Source organism: Heliomarina baculiformis (assembly GCF_019966545.1).
Lineage (GTDB): Bacteria > Pseudomonadota > Alphaproteobacteria > Rhodobacterales > Rhodobacteraceae > Heliomarina > Heliomarina baculiformis.
Genome location: NZ_JAIMIC010000001.1, coordinates 482,341 through 501,402 on the forward strand (window position 1 = coordinate 482,341; position 19,062 = coordinate 501,402).

The following is a 19,062-nucleotide window of genomic DNA, read 5'->3' on the forward strand; positions in this document are numbered from 1 at the left end:
AGAAGAAGCAGCGGGGGTTTCGCCGGCGCGTCGTTTCGCGTGGTTGGGCGATATGATTGCATTCGCATTCAGGGCGTCGTGAATGCGGTGAAATCGCGCCTTGCGTCCCGGCCGGGTTCGCGATTGGGTACGGACGAATGACCCAAAGAAAGATCGGCCTATGTTTCAGACATTCGAGTTAACCGCACGACCCGAACAGGGCCCCCCGCGTCTGGCTGCGTTGCGGGATGCGATGGAGAGCGAGGGGCTCGACGGGTTTCTGGTGCCGCGTGCGGATGCGCATCAGGGTGAATATGTCGCCCCGCGCGATGCCCGTCTGGCCTGGCTTTCGGGGTTCACCGGCTCGGCCGGGTTCTGCGCGGCGTTGCGCAACGTCGCCGGGGTATTCATCGACGGGCGCTATCGCACGCAGGTCAAGGCGCAGGTGGCGAATGTGTTCACCCCGGTACCCTGGCCCGATGTGTCGCTGGTCGACTGGCTGAAGGAGCAGCTGCCGGAGGGTGGCAAGGTCGGCTTTGACCCCTGGCTGCATACTGTGGCGCAGGTCGAGGGCTGGCAGTCCGGGCTGAAGGGCAGCGGCATCGAGATGGTGCAGAGTGCCAACCTCGTCGACCGGATCTGGGAAGACCAGCCAGACCCGCCGATGAATCCGGTCAAGCTGCACCCGCTGGAATTTGCCGGGGAGAGCGCGGCGCGCAAATATGACCGACTGGGCAAGGATCTGGCGGAGGCCGGGCAGGATGCGGCGGCGATCACCTTGCCGGATTCGATCATGTGGCTGTTGAACATCCGCGGCTCGGACGTGGAGCGCAATCCCCTGGCGCATGGGTTCGCGGTGCTGCATGCAGATGGCATGGTCGACCTTTACATGGCCTCGGCCAAGCTGGGCGATGTGCGCGAGGAACTGGGCGATCGCGTGCGGCAACACGAGCCGGAGGCGTTTCTGGACGATCTGTCCCGGCTTGAAGGCAAGGTGCGGATCGACAAGGGCACGGCGCCGCAGATCGTGGCGGATGCGCTTGGCGACAGGGCGGTGGCGGGGGACGACCCTTGCGCCCTGCCCAAGGCGCGTAAGAACGAGGCCGAGATCGAGGGATCGGCGGCTGCGCATCTGCGCGATGCGGTGGCGATGGTCGAACTGCTGAGCTGGCTCGATGCGCAGGCGCCGGGCACTTTGACAGAGACCGACGTCGTGACGCAGCTTGAGACCTGCCGCCGCCGGGACAATGCGCTTCAGGACATCAGTTTCGAGACGATTTCCGGCACCGGTCCGAACGGCGCGATCATGCATTACCGCGTGACCGAAGAGACCGATGCGCGTCTTGAGGACGGGCATCTGCTGGTGCTGGACAGCGGCGGGCAATATCTGGACGGCACCACCGATATCACGCGCACCATCGCCATCGGCGAGCCGGGCGAAGAGGAACGCGCCGCCTTTACCCGGGTGTTGCAGGGGATGATCGGCATGTCGCGGCTGCGCTGGCCCAAGGGGCTGGCCGGGCGCGATATCGAAGCGATCGGACGCCTGCCGCTCTGGCTCGCGGGACAGGATTTCAACCACGGGCTTGGCCATGGAGTCGGCGCTTACCTGAGCGTTCACGAGGGCCCGCAACGGCTGAGCCGCGCCAGCACCATACCGCTGGAGCCGGGGATGATCCTGTCGAACGAGCCGGGCTATTACCGTGAGGGGGCCTTTGGCATAAGGATCGAGAACCTCCTCGTGGTACAGGAGGCCGAACCGCTGCCCGGCGGCGATCCGGAACGGGAATTCCTTGACTGGCGGACCCTGACCTTTGTGCCCATCGATCGCCGCCTGATTGCCATCGACATGCTGACGGCGGAAGAGCGGGCTTGGATCAACGCCTATCACCGGCAGGTGGCCGAAAAGATCGGCTCGCGTCTGGGCAAGGAGGCAAAACTGTGGTTGGATGCTGCGATTGCCCCGATCTGACACCTTGGTGTTACGTTCGGCGGGCAGGACGGACGGGTATTCGAGGAGGCATATCATGGCGGATCACATCACGATCGAAAAGGCAGCGGGCAAGTGGAGCGTGCGTTCGGGCGGGGCCGTGCTTGGTGAATCCGTGAATGCCCTGCGGCTGATCGAGAACGGCTATGACCCGGTGATCTATTTCCCGCGCGAAGATATCGCGATGGCTTTCCTTGATCGGTCGGACATGACCACCCATTGCCCGCACAAGGGCGATGCGACCTATTTTTCCATCGTGAACAAATCCTCGACGGTGCCGGACGCGGTCTGGAGCTATGAGACGCCAAAGGATGCCGTGTCGGACATCGGGGGCTATCTGGCCTTTTACGAGAGCGACATGGTGAAGGTCGAACAGCTCTGAGACCCGCTTAGCTGTGTTCCTCGGCGGCGGTGGCCGCGAGGGCGCGGTTATAGGCCTTGAGCGCGTCGATATGGAACAGCGCGCCGATCTGTTCCAGCTCTCCTTCCCTGTTGCGGGTCACGACCGGGAGAAAGGCGACCTCGGCACTGTCAAAAATCGGCATGGCAGCTTCTAGCGAGGCTGATCCTTCGACATAGAGATGTTCCTCGATCATCCGGGCGCAGGTGTCCGGATCAGGCGAGCGCCGGTCGCCCGTGGGGCGCATCACCGAACCGGCGCGGAGCTGTGCCAGCAGGTAGGCTTGCGGGCCGGCAGCAAGGTGGATGCCGCGCCGTTCGAGCTGGGTGAGGAAAAAAGACCTGTCGACGATGCGCGAGGCCAGCGCGGTCGACATGGAGACCGACACCATCACCGCCAGACCGATCTGCCAGTCGCCGGTCAGTTCGAACACGATGAGCGTGGTCGAGATAGGGGCGCCTAACACGGCAGCGGCCACCGCACCCATCCCGGCGAAGGCATAGAGCGTATGCGTGCCGGAGACATCCGGCAGGGTCGCCGTGGCGATCAGGCCAAAGGCGAGGCCGGTCAGCGCGCCGATCATCAGCGAGGGCGAGAAAATACCGCCGCCCATGCGCCCGCCGAATGTGATGGCAAGCGCCGCCGCCTTGAGCATCGCGTAGATGATGGCCTGATCCAGCAGCAGGCTGCCGGAGAGCGCCCGGTAGGTGGTTTCATAGCCGACGCCGATGATATGCGGGAACCAGATCGCCATCACGCCCAGAAGCGCGCCAGAGGCCGCCGGGCGGAGCCAGCGCGGCAGGCTGATGGCTGTCTGGATGCGGGTGCCCACGTCTTCGGCCCAGAACACGGAATGCATCACAAGAACAGCGACAAGGCCACAGATCAGCCCGAGGATCAGGAAGGCGGGCAGTTCCACATAGAATTGCAGAGCCCCGGGGGTGTTGAGTACGAATTCGGTCACATCGCCGAATTCGATCCGGTTGATGACCGTCCCGGCGACCGAGGCGATCACGATTGGCGCAAAGGCATGGACCGCGAAATGGCGCAGCACGACCTCGAGAGCGAAGAGCGCCCCGGCGATGGGGGCGTTGAAGCTGGCTGAAACGGCGGCGGCCACCGCGCAGCCCAAAAGGTCACGCCCGGTAATGCCGTCGGCATGGATATAGCGGCAGACATTCGTCGAAATCACGCCTGCCATGTGCACGACCGGACCTTCGCGTCCCGAGGAGCCGCCGGAACTGAGGGTGATGAGCGAGGCGAACATCGAGGCGACCCCTGCCCTGCGTTCCACCCGCCCGTCGCTGAGCGCGGCACCTTCGATCACGTCGGCCACGCTGCGCACCCGCCCGTCGGGGGTGAAAAAGTGCAGGATCAGTCCAACGACCAGCCCGCCCGCGATGGGCAGGCAGAGGATCCAGTACCACGGCAGGGAAGCGGCAAAGCTGTGCAGGAAGTGCACGTCTTCGGTCCCGTAAAGAGCCGCCTGCAAGCTGTTGATGCCCTTGCGGAAAAAAACGGCGGCGAAACCGGCGGCGATACCGATAGCAAGGGCGATGAACCAGAACTGGATCTGGCTTGGGCCGCGCCGTCTGAGAACCGTCCAGCCTGCCTGGCAGGTCTTGATGACCTGTAAGACCTGCTCGGATACGGGGTTGGGCTTGGGTGCTGCCATTACTGACTCTGGGACGGGTTACCCCCTCTCTAGAATACCCGCAGAGTGTGGGGAACCCGTTATTCCGGCTTGGCTACGCCGCTGTTACCTGAAAGCTCGGCGCCGAGGCGACGAACCTCACGGATCAGCAGGTCGAGATCGGCCCGGGTGGTGCGATGGTTGGTGATATTCACCCGGATCGCCCGCTTGCCATCAAGCGTCGTGGTCGAGGGCGCGGCGATGCCCTGAAGCTGAAGCTGGATCACGATTTCGTCGGTCAGCGCGTTCTGTTCGGACAGATCGCCCTTACCCGTGTACCTGAAACAGCAAATGTTCATCATGACCGGGGCGAGCAATTCGAGGTCGGATGCACCTGTAACCAGATCGCCGAGATAGGCCGCCTGCGCGCAGTTTTGCGAGATCATCTGGCCGAGTTTCTCGGTGCCATGCTCGGCCAGTTGCGCCCAGATCTTGAGCGCGCGGAAGCCACGCGACAATTCGGGGCCGTATTCCACCGGCCAAGGGTTGCCAGCGGCCAGCCCCCGCTCGGCCCCGACCAGATAGGCGGGGCGGTCGGAAAAGGCGCGGCGATGCGCTTCTTCCGAACGGAGAAGGACAAAACCGGCGTCATAAGTCACGTGCAGCCATTTGTGGAAATCAAAGGCAAGGCTGTCGGCGCGGGAAAGCCCCGCGAGCCGGGGGCGCACCGTGTCGGACAGGATGCCCGTCGCCCCGAATGCGCCGTCCACATGGAACCATATGTCTTCGGCGGCGGCGATATCGGCGAGCGCTTCAAGATCGTCCGTCGCGCCGAGATCAACGCTTCCGGCGGTGCCGATCAGCGCGAAAGGGATCAGACCAGCGGTCCGGTCGGTGGCGATGGCTTCGCGCAGGGCGTCGAGGTCGATCTGGTAATTCTTGGTGATCGGGATCTTGCGAAGGGCGTCGCTGCCCAGTCCAAGCACGTCAAAAGCCCGCGCGACGCAGGCGTGGGTCTGGGTCGAGGTATATCCAACCAGTCGGGCCGCGCCGATGCCCTGCGTCCGGCTGGCGAAATCGAGCGCTCGGTCGCGGGCGGCCTTCATCGCGATGATCGTCGCGACCGAGGTGCCCGACACAATCAGGCCACTGGAATCGGCGGGGAAGTCAAAAAGACCGCGCACCCAGTCGACCACCTGTTTTTCCACATGCATCGCGCCGTGGTCGCGCCCGCCGAGGTTGGCGTTCATCGCCACCGCCGCCATTTCCGCGATCACCTGCGATGGTGTGCCCGATCCGTGGACCCAACCGAAAAAGCGGGGATGCGTGTTGCCGACCCCGTAGGGGAGCAGATCGGTCATCTGACCGGCAACCGCGTCGCCTCCCCTGCCCTTTGTCGGCAGTTCGGCCTGAAAAGCCGCCTTCAGCGCGTCATCGGGGGCGCGCCAGACCGGGCCGTCGCGGGTGGTCTGCATGCGATCCAGCGCCGCGTCGAGCATGTCATGGGCCCGCTTGCGAAACGCCTCCCAGTCTTCGGGATCGAGCGACGTTTCATGCGGGTCGGTCATGCGGTCCTATCCTTGCAGCAATGCCTTGGCGGCGGCACGGGCTTCCTTGGTGATTGTGTCGCCCGCCAGCATGCGCGCGATTTCATCGACGCGGTCGGCTTTCGCGACCGGGATGACGGTGGAGAGGGTCACATCCTCGGCCACCTGTTTCATGACGCGCCAGTGATGCGCGCCACGGGCGGCGACCTGCGGCGAGTGGGTCACGACCAGCACCTGCCCCTTGTCAGCCAGCGCGGCGAGACGGCGGCCCACCGCGTCGGCGGTCGCGCCCCCGACGCCCCGGTCGATTTCGTCGAAGATCATCGTCACGCCCGCGTTGGTGCCGGTCAGGCAGACCTTGAGCGCAAGCAGGAAGCGGCTGAGTTCGCCGCCCGATGCGATCTTGTTGAGCGGACCGGAGGGCGCGCCTGGGTTGGTGGCGACGGTAAAGGCCACCGCGTCGGTCCCGTCTGGCCCGGCTTCGCCCGGGGTGATTTCGGTGGCAAAGACTGCGCGCTCCATCTTGAGCGGGGCAAGCTCGGCCATGATCGCTGTATCGAGCCGGCCGGCTGCTTCGCGCCGCGCGTTGGAAAGTTTCTGCGCGGCCTGTGCGTAATCGGCCTCGGCCTGTTTCAGGGCTTTCTTCTGCGTTGCGAGATCGGCATCGCCCGCATCGAGCGCGGCCAGTTTCGCCCGCAGCTTGTCACCGAATTCCGCCAGATCATCCGGTGCTTCGTTATGTTTGCGGGCAAGGGCGCGGATTGCGAACAGGCGTTCTTCGACCTGTTCCAGTTCGGTCGGGTCGAAATCGAGCGTTTCGAGACTGGCCTCGACGCCCGACTGCGCCTCGGAAAGTTCGATCATCGCGCGGTTCAACGCGGCAAGCGGGGCGTCCAGCGTGCCATTGGCATGTTCAGCGACCGCGTCGAGCCAGCGCAGCGCCTCGGAGAGCGCGGCTTCGGCCCCCTGTTCGCCCATCAGGGCATTTGCGCGGGTGATGTCGGTGCGGATCTTCTCGGCCGCCTGCATCTGGCGGCGGCGGGTGTCGAGATCACCGTCTTCGCCCGCCTCGGGTGACAGCGCGTCCAGTTCGGCCACCGCGTGACGGAGGAACTCCTCCTCCTCGCGCACGGCCTGAAGCGCGGCCTCGGTGTCGGCAACGACACGGCGCGCTTCGCGTGCGGCGGCCCATGCCTGACGGGTGGCGCGGCGTTCGTCTTCGACACCGGCGAATTCATCCAGCAGATCACGGTGGCCGCGGGGGTTCAACAGGCCACGGTCGTCGTGCTGACCGTGCAGTTCGACCAGCGTATCGGACAGACGTCGCAGAACCTCGCCCGAGACGCGACGGTCGTTGATCCACGCGGTCTTGCGCCCCTCTGAGGTGTTGACCCGGCGCAGGATCAACTCGTCCTCGACCGGCAGGCCGACATCATGCAGCACATGGCGTGCGGGATGCACCTTGGGCAATTCGAAGACGGCGGTCACCTCGCCCTGCTCCGCCCCTTGCCGGACAAGCTCGGCCCGGCCGCGCCAGCCCAGCACAAAGCCAAGACTGTCGAGCAGAATCGATTTACCCGCGCCGGTTTCACCGGTCAGGACGTTGAGACCCGGCTGGAAAGCGATTTCCAGATGGTCGATGATAAGGATGTCGCGGATATCAAGGGCGCGGAGCATGTAAGAGATCCATCGGGAGGGTCACGTTCCCCCGGTTCAGAGCCATTCGCCCTTGATCGACTGGCGATAGATACTGGCCAGCCAGTTGTCGCCACGCGCTGTCATCTCAAGCCCTCTGCCGGTCAGCAGACGATAGCTTGCCTCGTACCATTCGGTGGACTTGTAGTTATAGCCAAGAATGGCACCGGCGGTCTGTGCCTCGGCATCAAGACCAAGCGAGAGATAAGCCTCGACCAGACGGTGCAGCGCCTCGGCCGTATGCGTCGTGGTCTGGAAATCCTCGACAACCACGCGGAAACGGGTGATCGCAGCCGCATAGTGTTTACGCTTGAGATAGTAACGACCGACTTCCATTTCCTTGCCCGCGAGATGGTCGAAGGCGAGATCGAATTTCAGAACGGCGGCCGTGGCATATTCGCTGTCGGGATACTGCTCGATCACGCCGCGCAGGGCCTGCAGCGCCTGAAAGGTCAGCCCCTGATCGCGGCCAACTTCGTCGATCTGGTCGTAATAGCTGAGGGCGAGGAGATATTGCGCATAGGCGGCATCTTCCTCGGCGGGGTAGAAATCGAGGTAGCGCTGTGCGGCGGCACGGCTTTCGGCGTAGTTGCGGCCCTCATGCAACGCATAGGCCTGCATGATCAGCGCGCGTTCCGCCCAGCTTGAATAGGGGTAGAGGCGTTCGATTTCCGAGAAATAATAGGCCGCGTCACCTGTCCGGTTCTGCGAGAGTTCGTATTCGCCGCGTTCGTAGATCTGATCCGGTGTGAAGGCTTCCAGCGACCGTGTCCGATCTGCCGCCCCTCCGCCGCCGCATCCGGCCAGAAGCAGCGCCATGAGAACCGCGCCTGCTATTCCGGCCCGTGACCTGCCATACTTCATGCAAAACCACCCTTGTACTCACGACCGGCCCACCCGGTGCGGGTTGGGTCTAGCACATTAATTTCCCGTTCAAAACGGGTTATGGTCATCCTGCAGGGAGAGGTCAACACCATCTGCGCGACGGGGCGGCTTCAGGCGACGTTCGGGATCTCTGCCAGAACAAGCCCCTGCCCCGGCAAACGGGCAGATTGTTCTTCGTCACAGAGAACCGTGCGGACAGCGCCGGGCGTCTGGAAAAGCGCGCGCAGCAGCGTGTTGGTCAGCGAATGACCTGCACGTTCGCCAACATAGTGGCCAAAAATCGGACCGCCCGCGAGAGAGAGATCCCCGAGCGCGTCCAGCATCTTGTGACGCACGGCTTCGTCCTCGTAGCGGAAACCGCCCGGGCTGAGCACATCTTCGCCATCGACGACGACAGCGTTGTCGAGCGTGCCGCCGAGGGCCAGACCGTTCGCGTGCATCGCGTCCACATCGGCCTGACGGCAGAAGGTGCGGCTGTCGCAGAGTTCACGGGCAAAGGTGCCATTGTGCATGTCGAGCGTCTTGCTCTGACGGCCGATCGCGGCGTCGGCAAAGTCGATATGGAATTCGATTTCGAAATTGTCGCAAGGCAGCAGCGTCGCCTTGGCGCCATCCTTTTCGACGGTGACTTCCTTGAGGACCTGGAATGCCAGAACCGGCGCGGCAAGGCGGCGGACACCGCGGGCCATGATACCGCGCACGAAGGGAGCGGAGGAACCATCTAGGATCGGCACTTCGGGGCCGTCGATTTCGATCAGGGCGTTATGAATACCGCAGCCAGCCAGCGCGGCCATCACGTGCTCTACGGTGGAAACCGAAACACCGGATTCGTTAACCAGCTTGGTACATAGGGGAGATCGTTCTACCATGTCCCATAGGGCCGGGATCATGACGTTGCCTAGCTGGATGTCGGTGCGGCGGAACCAGATGCCGTGACCTGCGGATGCCGGACGCAGAACCATGCGAATGGTTTCACCGGTGTGCAGTCCCACACCTTCGAAGACTATCGATGTTTTCAACGTATTCTGCACAACAGACCTCGTGAGTGCTTTTTCTTGCCGGAGCTGCTGTCCGGGGTTGTACAATCAACTAAGTGCAGGGCCTGTTGGTCTCAACTCAATCTTTGCAACCGATTGAAACATCTCTGTAACAAACAGGCAAAACACCGCCATAAGTCTGCCAAGTAACTGATTAAAAAAGAAAAAGGCCGCCACATAGGCGACCTTTGATTTATTATATGTTACGAAATTAATTTGCCTGGCGACGCAGGAAAGCCGGAATTTCGATCCGTTCCTGATCATTGTCAGGCTCTTGTTCGGCCCGTGCGGCGGTTTCTCTCGTGTTCATCGAAGGCTGCTGACGCACCGGTTTGATGTTGCGTTCCGGCTGTTGCGGCGTGTCCCCGGCGTGACCGGTCATCCGGTTGATCAGGGAGTTGATACCAAAGCCCTTGCGCTCGGCAGCGGCGGCGACGCGCTCGTTCAGATCGGGTGTACGCTGAGGGGCCTGCTGGTCTGCGGCCGGGCGTTGCGCGGCGGCTGCGGCCTGAAGGCGCTGCAGCGCTTCCGGCGACGGGGTACCGGGGGCCGGTGCGCGGGGCGCGACGAAGGTGTCCGGCGTGCTGTCGTCTTCGTCCATCATGTCATTGCGCGGCTGGAAAGCCGGCATGGCGGGGCGATAGGCCGGCGGCGGCAGACCGTCGTCTTCCTGAGCGGCGACTTCCTGATGCACAGTCTCGGGCGCTTCGACCGGCGCGGGCGCTTCCACGGCACGGGGTGCTTCGAAGAGGGTCGGCTCTTCGACGACCTCGGCTGCGACCTGCGGCTCGGCTTCGACGGGCTCTTCGGTGCTGACGGTCTTTTTCAGCGGCTGCGACATAGAACGGCGCGGCACCGGAACCTCGGAAACCTCGGTCGCGTCGATGCCGGTGGCGACAACGCTGACGCGCATGATGCCTTCCATCGCGGTGTCCAGCGTGGAGCCGACGATGATGTTTGCGTCCGGATCCACCTCTTCGCGGATGCGGTTCGCGGCTTCGTCCAGTTCGAACAGGGTCAGGTCGTGGCTACCGGTGATGTTGATGAGAACACCCTTGGCCCCGCGTAGCGAGATTTCGTCGAGCAGCGGGTTAGCGATGGCCTTTTCGGCGGCCTGGATGGCGCGATCTTCGCCCTCGGCTTCGCCCGTACCCATCATCGCCTTGCCCATTTCGTCCATCACGGCGCGGACGTCGGCAAAGTCGAGGTTGATGAGACCCGGACGGACCATCAGGTCGGTCACGCCCTTGACGCCTTGGTAGAGCACATCATCGGCCATCGAGAAGGCCTCGGTGAAGGTGGTCTTTTCGTTGGCAAGGCGGAACAGGTTCTGGTTCGGGATGATGATCAGCGTGTCGACCATCTTTTGCAGCGCTTCGACGCCGTCTTCGGCCTGACGCATCCGCTTGGCACCTTCGAACTGGAAGGGCTTGGTCACGACACCAACGGTCAGCACGCCCAGTTCACGGGCGGCCTGAGCGATGATCGGCGCGGCCCCCGTTCCGGTGCCACCTCCCATACCAGCCGTGATGAAGCACATATGCGCCCCGGCGAGATGGTCGACGATTTCCTCGATGCTTTCTTCGGCAGCAGCGGCGCCAACGGTGGCACGTGCGCCTGCACCCAGACCTTCGGTGACCTTCACGCCCATCTGGATGCGGGCGGTCGCGGCGCTTTGCTGAAGCGCCTGCGCGTCGGTGTTAGCGACCACGAACTCGACCCCGTCGAGCTGCTTTTCGATCATGTTGTTGACGGCATTGCCTCCCGCGCCGCCCACACCAAAGACGGTAATACGGGGTTTCAGATCTTCCTGTCCGGGCATCGAGAGATTCAAAGTCATATCCTGTTTTCCGCCTGTCATTATCGGTTCAAATCGCGTGCCGCCTCTGCCGGACAGCTATATTTAGAAGAACAATATCGCGAAGCACCCCCGACGTCACCTCAAAAACGGTGAATCATACAAAATATGGGTTACCAGCCGGTTGAGCAGGCGGTATTTTGCCAACACTCCAAGATGTTGCGGGCTGTTACGCAAGCGCCACAACAGGATCAGCGACCCAGCGGGTGCAGATGAAGAATCAGAACACCGTCGCAACGGCGCAACCTATGGATGTCAGGATGACTGCTCGGCCAACCTATTGGTCTCTTTGGACCTTTCGATAAGACTAGCAGATCCCGTTAGGGCGGTCACTGTGATTCGACGGAAAACCGGGTTGTCAGGATGAAAAATTCCGCTTTTCCGCCCACGGCTTAACCCGGCTTTTACCAGTTATCGCGGAACCATTTCACGGCGCGCTTGATTGAGCGCCCGGCATAGCGGTCGACCGGAATCTCGAAATCCCACCATTCGTCCTGCGGATGGGCAGCAAAGAGCGCGAGCCCGACCGCCGAGGCGAACCCCGGCCCCGTGGCCGATTGCGGCAGGCCATGAACGCGAAGCGGACGGCCAAGCCGCACCTGCTGGCCAAGGATGCGGGTCGCTAGGCCATCCAGACCCGGCGTCTGGCTGCCGCCCCCGGTGAGGACGATCTGCTGGCTTGGCAAATGGCTGAAACCGGCCGCATCGAGGCGCGCGCGGACTTCTTCGAGGATCTCTTCGACCCGGGGGCGCATGATGCCGATCAGTTCGGCACGGCTGACACGGCGCCGGTCGTGTTCGTAGTCGCCGGTATCGCCTCCGATCTCGATCATCTCGCGGTCATCCATGCCGGTTGCGTGGACGCCGCCGTAAAAGGTCTTGATGCGCTCGGCATTCGCCATCGGCACGCCCAGCCCCATCGAGATATCCTGCGTAACATGATCGCCGCCCATACGCACGCAATCGGCGTAGATCATATGTTTCTTGAGGAAGATCGACACCGAGGTGGACCCGCCGCCCATATCGACACAGGCCGCACCCAGTTCTTGTTCGTCCTCGACCAGCGCCGAAATCCCAGCGACATAGGCAGAGTTGGCAATTCCCGCCAGTTCGAGGTCGCAGCGTTTGATGCAATGGACGAGGTTCTGGATCGCATCGCCATCCACCGTCAGCATATGCATGTCAACGGTCAACGACTGGCCCAGCTGGCCGCGCGGGTCGTTCAAACCGGTGCGGTTATCGAGCGCGAAATTTACTGGCTGGGCGTGCAGCACTTCCCGCCCTGCCCCGTACTCCGGCACGTCGCAGGCGGCGAGTACGCGGGCGACTTCGTTCTCGGTAACCACATTGCCTTCGAGTTCGACCTCGGCATCCAGACCGTAGGACCGCGGGTTGGCGCCCGAGAAACAGGCGATAACGTGATCGACGCGCAACTCAGCCATTTTCTGGGCGGCCTGAAGCGCCGTACGAATGGCGCGTTCGGTTTCCTGCATCGCGGTGATTTCGCCGAACTGCACCCCGCGCGAGCGTGTCGTCGCCGCCCCCACCACGCGGAATCCCGACTGCCCAGCGAGAGCGCCGATGGAATTGTCGTCCGACAGCTTGCTCGTCCCGTCGAACCGCAGGACCAGGCAGGCGATCTTAGAACTGCCGACGTCGAGAATCGCAATGACACCGCGTTGCAGTGCCTGCTGGCGCATCTGCCGCATCGCCCGTTGGGATTGGTAAAGATCAATCATCGAATACTGCCCGTCTCTTTTATTGGGGTCTTAATGCCCGCCTGTCTCTGCGATCCGCCGTTCACGTTCGCGCCCGTTAATTTCCCTGATATGCCACCAGTCCTTGACCGCCTCGGGTGTCATGCGCAGCGTGGGACGCGCACCGATGCGCATATCCACCACGGCCACGTCACGCGACAGCATGTCCTGTGCCTCGCTGAGCGCGATGACCCGTTGCAGTGCCGAAACCGGCTGTTGCGCGGGCAACATGATGGCCTGATCGCGGTCAAGCGCGACATCCCAGCGTCTTTCCCCGATCCGGACGATCCCGCGCATCCTATCGCCAAGCGGCTTAGCCGCCTGGAACAGGGACAGCGCCTCGGCCACGTTCTGGTTCGCGCCTTTGCCCAGGATCAGCGGCAGGTCGGGCCGCTCAGTACGGCTTGTCAGCGTGTTGATGAAGGTGCCGGTTTCATCCAGCAGAGCCAGCCCCTTGCGTGACCGCCAGATCACCACCGGCTGGCGTTCGACCACGTCCACCTGCAGCACGCCCCCCGGACGGATGCGCACGATGGCCGATTTCACCGGGTCCAGCCCGGCAATCGTGTCGCGCATGGTTTCAATGTCGAGATCGAAGGAAGAGATCGGGAAATCGATAGGGAAAACGGCGCGGATATCGTCAGCCAGCGCCGGCCCTGCCCCGTCAATGGCCATCAGTGAGACCATGAACTCGGGGCGTTCCTCGATGCTGGTGCGGATATCGGCGATGGTGGTCTGGATCGCGGCGCGGCGGTCCGCATCGGCCAGATAAGCGGAAACGATGGCAAAAACGAGCACGAAGGGGATGCCAACGCGCAGCGCCATGCGAATGCCGGGGGTCAGCATCCATCGCTGAATTCGGTAGCTGAGCCGCGAGGGTGCCGGGTCGCTGCGCTGGCGGCGAACCTGTTTCGGACGCATTATCTGTCGCATGAGGCATCCTCGACCAGCCAGCGGCAGAGCGCTCCGAAGGAATGGCCCGCGATTTCGGCCTGTTCGGGGCTGAGCGATGTCGGCGTCATGCCCGGCTGGGTATTCACTTCGAGCAAAATGAGACCTTCGGCACCCCGTGTTTCATCCCAGCGGAAATCGGTTCTAGAAACACCTCGGCACCCCAGCGCCTGATGCGCGCGCAGCGCGTAGTCGAGGCAGAGGTCAAAGATCTTCTGCGGGATCTCGGCAGGCACCACATGGCGCGACCCGCCCGGCTTGTACTTGGCATCGTAATCGTACCAGCCGTCGGTCAAAATATCGGTGACAGTCAGGGCCTGATCGCCCATCACCGTTGTCGTCATCTCGCGCCCCGGCGCATAGGTTTCAACCATCACCTGATCGGGAATGTGATCGTCGAGCTGCGGCGGACCGTTGGCGGCCTCGTGCACGAAATAGATCCCGACCGAGGAGCCTTCGCTGTTCGGCTTTACCACGTAGGGCGGCTCGATCACGTGCCGCTGCATCACGGCGGCCTTTTCCTCGATCACCGAATGGACGACTGGCAGGCCCGCATTGGCGAAAGCCGCCTTGGAGCGCTGCTTGTCCATCGCCAGCGCCGAAGCCAGCACGCCGGAATGGGTATAGGGAATGCGCAGCCACTCGAGTATGCCCTGCACGCAGCCGTCTTCGCCCCAGCGCCCGTGCAGCGCGTTGAAGACGACATCGGGGGCGACCTCGATCAGCCGCGCGGCTAGATCCGGCCCCGCGTCGATCTCGACGACCTCGTATCCTTCGCCCCTAAGTGCGGTAGCGCATTCGCGCCCCGAGGACAGGGACACCTCGCGCTCGGCCGAGTGTCCGCCCATCAATACCGCCACTTTCCGGGGTGTCCTGCTCGACTGACCCAACGTGAAGTGCCTCAATGTTCCGCGGGCCTATATTGACCCTTTCGGTTAGTTTCCTGCTGTGACGCGCCCGGATTTCTGCCTGATTTTATGGACGCGCCGAGGAAGGGAATGCTTACGGATCACCGATCCGCATGATTTCCCACTCTAGCGTTATGCCACTGGACTCGTAAACCTTTTTTCGCACGTCTTCGCCAAGTGATTCGAGATCCGCGGCTGTCGCGTTACCCGTGTTGATCAGGAAATTCGGGTGTTTTTCGCTCATCTGCGCCCCGCCAAGCCGGGCACCGCGCAGACCGGCGTCGTCGATGACCTTCCATGCCTTGAGTTCATGGCTATCATCCGCACGGCCCGTCGAGGAAAAACCGGCCGGGTTGCGAAAGGTTGACCCGGCAGAGCGATCCTTGGTGGGTTGCGAGGCATCACGGCGATCAAGCTGCTCCTGCATCAGCGCGTGTAGTTCTTCGGGTTCACCGGCCTCGCCCCTGAGCTTGGCCGATATCAGCACCGCGCCAGCCGGAAGGGTGGAATGGCGATAGCCAAAGGAGAAGTCCTCGGGCGCCAGGGTCACGATCTGCCCCTCACGGGTGATGGCCGTGGCCGAGACCAGAACATCCGCCATGTAGCGCCCGTAGCAGCCCGCGTTCATGCGCATCGCGCCGCCGATGGAGCCGGGGATGGTGCGAAGAAAGGTCAGATCCACACCCTGATCCGCCGCCTTGCGCGCCACATGCGCATCGAGCGCCGCCGCGCCTGCGGTGACGGTCTGCCCGTCGATCCCGATCCCGTTGAAGCCACGCCCCAGCCGGATCACCACGCCCCGCAAACCGCCGTCCCTCACGATCAGATTGGACCCGACGCCCATCGGGAATACCGGGATCGCGGGATCGAGCTGCGCGAGGAAGTCGGCCAGATCCTCGGCATCGGCGGGCTGGAACAGCCAGTCGACCGGCCCGCCGACGCGCAGCCATGTCAGGTCGGAGAGCGAACGGTTCGAGGTCAGGGTCCCTCGGGGGGCCGGCAGGTCGGGAGCGGACAAGGCGGATCTTTCACTTCGGATCGGTTGAGGCTTCCCTACAACGGATGGGCGCAGAATTGCCAGTGGGAGCTGTGCCATGTCTTGCCGTATGAGGCTGGTGTCGGAAGGGGCTCTGCCCCGCCGCCCTGCGGGCGACTCCCCGGGATATTTTGGACCCAAAGAAGGGCGGGCTAGCAAAGAAGCGTCATAGTCTGCATCAGACTTTGGCTTCTTCTGGAATGTTCGCTTAACACGCGCGATGCAGTTTCAGGATGCGAATTGCAACAGGCGTTCCACCCACGCCAGCAATCGCCTGTTGTTGAGAAAATGATCCAAGGCCAAGGTGCCGCCGCCTGCTCCAATCGCTTTGGCTCCGGCCACAATGGCTTGATCCAGAATTTTACTGGCGTATTGAGTAAGGGCCGAGAAACTTTGCCTGATGGCCAGACCTATCATTCGGAGACGGCGCATATCCGGCTTTGATTTCACAAGTTCCGTTTCCGCATCTTCAATCTGCTCCCAGATGAAAATAATCTCCCGGCGCATCGGTTTTGGCGCGTCGACTAGTCCGGGCGGCATGTTGTGCGAACGGGTTTTAGCATCCGCGAAACTGTACTTCGGCCTTTCATTCTCTTCACGCATGGCGCGGGCTTCATTCAATAGGTCGATCTGTTCTTGGAGGCGTCTGATTTCCTCGGAAACCGCCACTGGCCCCAAATCCCAAACTTTACTATCGATCCGCGCAATTTTCTGTTCTAGCGGCCAGTTCGCCGTGTTTCCAGCTAGGATGTCCTCGTACCATTGAATCCAGTAGGCCCAGATTTCTGGTTGCTCAGAGGCGCCTTTCTTTACCTCCCGCCAAACACACTGGAGAGGATTTTCGGCGTCATGCCATAGCGGCAGGCTCGCAAGCTTTGTCTCAGTTTGGGTTAATGCTAAACAATCAGATCGAACAAATTCAAAAATGGCGGCGATGGGTCTGGCGGCCTTGTCGGCCGCGGCGGCGGCTCTAGCGGCTGGAAAGGCGGCTCTGGCCAAGACTGCGTCGGCGGCGGATTTAGCGGCGGCAGCCGCGGGGGATCTAGCAGCGGCGGCGAAGAAGGCGTCGGCCGCGGGAAAGGCTATCTCGCGGATTGAATATTGACCCGTAATCCTCGAGATAGAAAAGCACCTCAACGCCGCCAGAGTTGCCAGATCATGTGTCTTCGCGGGCTCTGTCAGGCTCCACTCCCAGAACAGAGGTAAAACCCTTAGAGCTGCGCGCGTGGCGATCTGGATACATTCTTCTTTGGAACGGTCTTCCAGCCAATCTTTCAGGCTATCTCTGTCTTTAATATCCGCGATTTCCACCATTCCGCCCAGCTTTGATCGGCAGGGCTTTGATTTCAATCTTTATTCCGGCCGTCCAATCGGTTTTCAAACATCCGACGTCCCGTTCGCGCGGCTCCTGATCCAGCGGGTGAGGTAGATGACGGGCCAGCGCAGGACGCTCATCCCCATGACGAGGATCAGGAGGCCGATGAGCGGGCCGTTCTGCCAGGTGACATAACCGAGGATCGGGATGCCGATGACGATGAGCACATAGGCCGCGCGCCAGTGGTAATCGCGGCTGGGTAGCATGGCGATCAGGTTTGCCGCGAGTGCCCAGAGGGCCGCGAGGATCAGGGAGAGGCTCATTCCGGCACCCCGGTTTCCTGTCCGCGCCATTTGCACCAGAAATAGCGCAGCGGGTGGCGGAACATCGAGAGAAAGCCGGCAAGGGCGGCGATGCCCGCGAGCCACCCGAATTCGAGTGTGATTGCCCCGATCAGGACCGGTGCGGCGATCAGCAGCGCCAGACCGGGGATCATCTGAAGGCGCATCGGGAGGAGCGCGACGGCGGTGGCGGCAAAGACCCAGACGACGGCGAGCAGGATGACGGGGTTCATCGGTCGCACTCCCGCTGCCGAAGCCCCAGCAGCAAGCCGGGTGCGCGGGGCGCACAGCGCAAGATCTGGCGCGAGGGGGGGACCGCCCCCGGCACTAGGCTTCTTTCAGCCGCGCGGGGAGCGCATTGGCCCAGGTGCTGATCGTCCCTGCCCCAAGGCAGACCACCATGTCGCCGGGTTTCGCCTGTTCGCGAACCAGTCGCGTCAGATCTTCCTCGGAGACGATGGCGCGGGCGTGGCGATGGCCGTGGCGGATCAGGCCTGCCACGAGGTCGTCGCGCGAGGCGCCGGGGATCGGGTCTTCGCCTGCTGCGTACACCTCGGCGATGGCGACCACATCCGCCTCGTTGAAGCAGCTGCAGAAATCGTCAAACAGCGAGGAGAGGCGGGAGTAGCGGTGCGGCTGGTGCACGGCAATGACGCGGCCATCGGTCGCTTGGCGCGCGGCCTTCAGCACGGCGGCGATTTCCACCGGGTGGTGGCCGTAGTCGTCGATGATGGTAACGCCATCGACCTCACCCACGCGCGTAAAGCGGCGATTGACGCCTGAGAAAGCGGCCAGAGCGGCGCGGATTTCCTCGGCCTTCATGCCGAGATGGCGTGCCACGGCCACGGCTGAAAGCGCGTTGGAGACGTTGTGATCGCCGGGCATCGGCAGAGAGCAGCCCTCGATCACCATTTCATCGGCCTGAAGCGCGATGTCGAAATGAGCGACGCCATTTTCGTATTTCAGGTTTACCGCGCGCACATCGGCCTGCGCATTGAAACCGTAGGTGACGACGCGGCGGTCGGTGATCCGGCCGACGAGACGCTGAACCTCTTCGTGATCGGTGCAGCAGACCGCCAGACCGTAGAAGGGGATATTCGAGACGAAATCGTAGAACCCGTCGCGCAGGGCATCGAAACTGCCCCAGTGCTCCATGTGCTCGGGGTCGATATTAGTGACGATGGCGATGGTGGCGGGCAGACGGTTGAAGGTGCCGTCGGATTCATCGGCCTCTACGACCATCCATTCGCCCTCGCCCAGCCGCGCGTTCGAGTCATAAGCGTGGATGATGCCGCCGTTGACCACGGTCGGGTCGAAATTGCCCGCGTCGAGCAGGGTCGCTACCATGGTTGTCGTGGTGGTTTTACCGTGGGTTCCGGCCACGGCCACGTTGGACTTGAGCCGCATCAGCTCGGCCAGCATTTCAGCGCGGCGCACGACAGGCAGACCACGGCGGCGGGCCTCGTCCAGCTCGGCATTGCCGGTCTTGATTGCCGAAGAGATCACGACGACCTCAGCGTTTTCGAGGTTCTCGGCATTCTGGCCTTCGAAAATAGTGGCGCCAAGCTGTTCCAGACGCTGGGTGATCCTCGAGGCCTTCAGGTCCGAACCCTGTACGGTGTAGCCATGATCCAATAGCACTTCGGCGATGCCGGACATGCCGATGCCGCCGATGCCGACGAAATGAATCGGGCCGATATCGAGAGGGAGTTTGGTTGCAGCTTGCATGA

Annotated in this window: 16 protein-coding genes; 2 read left to right on the plus strand and 14 right to left on the minus strand. The window is 62.6% G+C overall.

The annotated features are described in order from the left end of the window. Positions 1 to 160 precede the first annotated feature (160 nt). Positions 161 to 1,951, plus strand: a complete 1,791-nt coding sequence (locus MF268_RS02345; RefSeq protein ID WP_238369295.1) for an aminopeptidase P family protein — start codon at positions 161 to 163, stop codon at positions 1,949 to 1,951. 55 nt (positions 1,952 to 2,006) lie between these two features. Beyond that, positions 2,007 to 2,351, plus strand: a complete 345-nt coding sequence (locus MF268_RS02350) for a DUF427 domain-containing protein (RefSeq protein ID WP_238369296.1) — start codon at positions 2,007 to 2,009, stop codon at positions 2,349 to 2,351. A 7-nt stretch (positions 2,352 to 2,358) separates the two neighbouring features. Here the strand turns inward: MF268_RS02350 and MF268_RS02355 are convergent, their stop codons facing one another. From MF268_RS02355 to murC, 14 genes are all read right to left on the minus strand, one after another. Continuing rightward, positions 2,359 to 4,044, minus strand: coding sequence for a chloride channel protein (locus MF268_RS02355; protein WP_238369297.1), 1,686 nt, complete (start codon positions 4,042 to 4,044; stop codon positions 2,359 to 2,361). 59 nt (positions 4,045 to 4,103) lie between these two features. Beyond that, complete coding sequence (locus tag MF268_RS02360) at positions 4,104 to 5,570, minus strand: pyridoxal phosphate-dependent decarboxylase family protein (RefSeq protein ID WP_238369298.1); 1,467 nt, start codon at positions 5,568 to 5,570, stop codon at positions 4,104 to 4,106. A gap of 6 nt (positions 5,571 to 5,576) precedes the next feature. Then, positions 5,577 to 7,226: a DNA repair protein RecN gene (gene recN / locus MF268_RS02365; protein WP_238369299.1), complete on the minus strand. Its 1,650-nt coding sequence runs from the start codon at positions 7,224 to 7,226 to the stop codon at positions 5,577 to 5,579. Positions 7,227 to 7,262: 36 nt separating this feature from the next. Beyond that, on the minus strand, positions 7,263 to 8,108 hold the full coding sequence (locus MF268_RS02370; protein WP_238369300.1) for an outer membrane protein assembly factor BamD: 846 nt from the start codon (positions 8,106 to 8,108) through the stop codon (positions 7,263 to 7,265). A gap of 131 nt (positions 8,109 to 8,239) precedes the next feature. Further along, on the minus strand, positions 8,240 to 9,160 hold the full coding sequence (lpxC, locus tag MF268_RS02375) for a UDP-3-O-acyl-N-acetylglucosamine deacetylase (protein ID WP_238369301.1): 921 nt from the start codon (positions 9,158 to 9,160) through the stop codon (positions 8,240 to 8,242). Positions 9,161 to 9,377: 217 nt separating this feature from the next. After that, on the minus strand, positions 9,378 to 11,006 hold the full coding sequence (gene ftsZ, locus MF268_RS02380) for a cell division protein FtsZ (RefSeq protein ID WP_238369302.1): 1,629 nt from the start codon (positions 11,004 to 11,006) through the stop codon (positions 9,378 to 9,380). A gap of 422 nt (positions 11,007 to 11,428) precedes the next feature. Continuing rightward, positions 11,429 to 12,763, minus strand: coding sequence for a cell division protein FtsA (ftsA, locus tag MF268_RS02385; RefSeq protein WP_238369303.1), 1,335 nt, complete (start codon positions 12,761 to 12,763; stop codon positions 11,429 to 11,431). A 30-nt stretch (positions 12,764 to 12,793) separates the two neighbouring features. Then, complete coding sequence (locus tag MF268_RS02390) at positions 12,794 to 13,714, minus strand: cell division protein FtsQ/DivIB (protein ID WP_238369304.1); 921 nt, start codon at positions 13,712 to 13,714, stop codon at positions 12,794 to 12,796. Continuing rightward, complete coding sequence (locus tag MF268_RS02395) at positions 13,702 to 14,622, minus strand: D-alanine--D-alanine ligase (RefSeq protein ID WP_238369305.1); 921 nt, start codon at positions 14,620 to 14,622, stop codon at positions 13,702 to 13,704. Before MF268_RS02395 ends, MF268_RS02390 begins: the two co-directional genes overlap by 13 nt. 112 nt (positions 14,623 to 14,734) lie before the next feature. Then, positions 14,735 to 15,658, minus strand: coding sequence for a UDP-N-acetylmuramate dehydrogenase (murB, locus tag MF268_RS02400; protein WP_238369306.1), 924 nt, complete (start codon positions 15,656 to 15,658; stop codon positions 14,735 to 14,737). A gap of 246 nt (positions 15,659 to 15,904) precedes the next feature. Then, entirely contained in the window at positions 15,905 to 16,990 is a 1,086-nt protein-coding gene (locus tag MF268_RS02405) for a hypothetical protein (RefSeq protein WP_238369307.1), read from the minus strand. Positions 16,991 to 17,053: 63 nt separating this feature from the next. Beyond that, positions 17,054 to 17,314 carry a DUF2484 family protein gene (locus MF268_RS02410; protein WP_238369308.1) on the minus strand — a complete coding sequence of 87 codons (261 nt, stop codon included), beginning with the start codon at positions 17,312 to 17,314 and terminating at the stop codon, positions 17,054 to 17,056. Next, a complete protein-coding gene (locus MF268_RS02415; RefSeq protein WP_238369309.1) occupies positions 17,311 to 17,565 on the minus strand; it encodes a DUF2484 family protein in 255 nt (84 codons plus the stop codon). Before MF268_RS02415 ends, MF268_RS02410 begins: the two co-directional genes overlap by 4 nt. Positions 17,566 to 17,659: 94 nt before the next feature. Then, positions 17,660 to 19,060 (minus strand): UDP-N-acetylmuramate--L-alanine ligase, encoded by a 1,401-nt coding sequence (gene murC / locus MF268_RS02420; protein ID WP_238369542.1) that lies wholly within the window; start codon positions 19,058 to 19,060, stop codon positions 17,660 to 17,662. Between the last annotated feature and the right edge of the window lie 2 nt (positions 19,061 to 19,062).

Bases quoted from the DNA above. Each gene is read 5' to 3' on its own strand.
- MF268_RS02345 (WP_238369295.1), top strand. From the start codon at position 161: ATGTTTCAGACATTCGAGTTAACCGCACGACCCGAACAGGGCCCCCCG.
- MF268_RS02350 (WP_238369296.1), top strand. From the start codon at position 2,007: ATGGCGGATCACATCACGATCGAAAAGGCAGCGGGCAAGTGGAGCGTG.
- MF268_RS02355 (WP_238369297.1), bottom strand. From the start codon at position 4,044: ATGGCAGCACCCAAGCCCAACCCCGTATCCGAGCAGGTCTTACAGGTC.
- MF268_RS02360 (WP_238369298.1), bottom strand. From the start codon at position 5,570: ATGACCGACCCGCATGAAACGTCGCTCGATCCCGAAGACTGGGAGGCG.
- recN (WP_238369299.1), bottom strand. From the start codon at position 7,226: ATGCTCCGCGCCCTTGATATCCGCGACATCCTTATCATCGACCATCTG.
- MF268_RS02370 (WP_238369300.1), bottom strand. From the start codon at position 8,108: ATGAAGTATGGCAGGTCACGGGCCGGAATAGCAGGCGCGGTTCTCATG.
- ftsZ (WP_238369302.1), bottom strand. From the start codon at position 11,006: ATGACTTTGAATCTCTCGATGCCCGGACAGGAAGATCTGAAACCCCGT.
- ftsA (WP_238369303.1), bottom strand. From the start codon at position 12,763: ATGATTGATCTTTACCAATCCCAACGGGCGATGCGGCAGATGCGCCAG.
- MF268_RS02390 (WP_238369304.1), bottom strand. From the start codon at position 13,714: ATGCGACAGATAATGCGTCCGAAACAGGTTCGCCGCCAGCGCAGCGAC.
- MF268_RS02405 (WP_238369307.1), bottom strand. From the start codon at position 16,990: ATGGTGGAAATCGCGGATATTAAAGACAGAGATAGCCTGAAAGATTGG.
- MF268_RS02410 (WP_238369308.1), bottom strand. From the start codon at position 17,314: ATGAGCCTCTCCCTGATCCTCGCGGCCCTCTGGGCACTCGCGGCAAAC.
- MF268_RS02415 (WP_238369309.1), bottom strand. From the start codon at position 17,565: ATGAACCCCGTCATCCTGCTCGCCGTCGTCTGGGTCTTTGCCGCCACC.
- murC (WP_238369542.1), bottom strand. From the start codon at position 19,060: ATGCAAGCTGCAACCAAACTCCCTCTCGATATCGGCCCGATTCATTTC.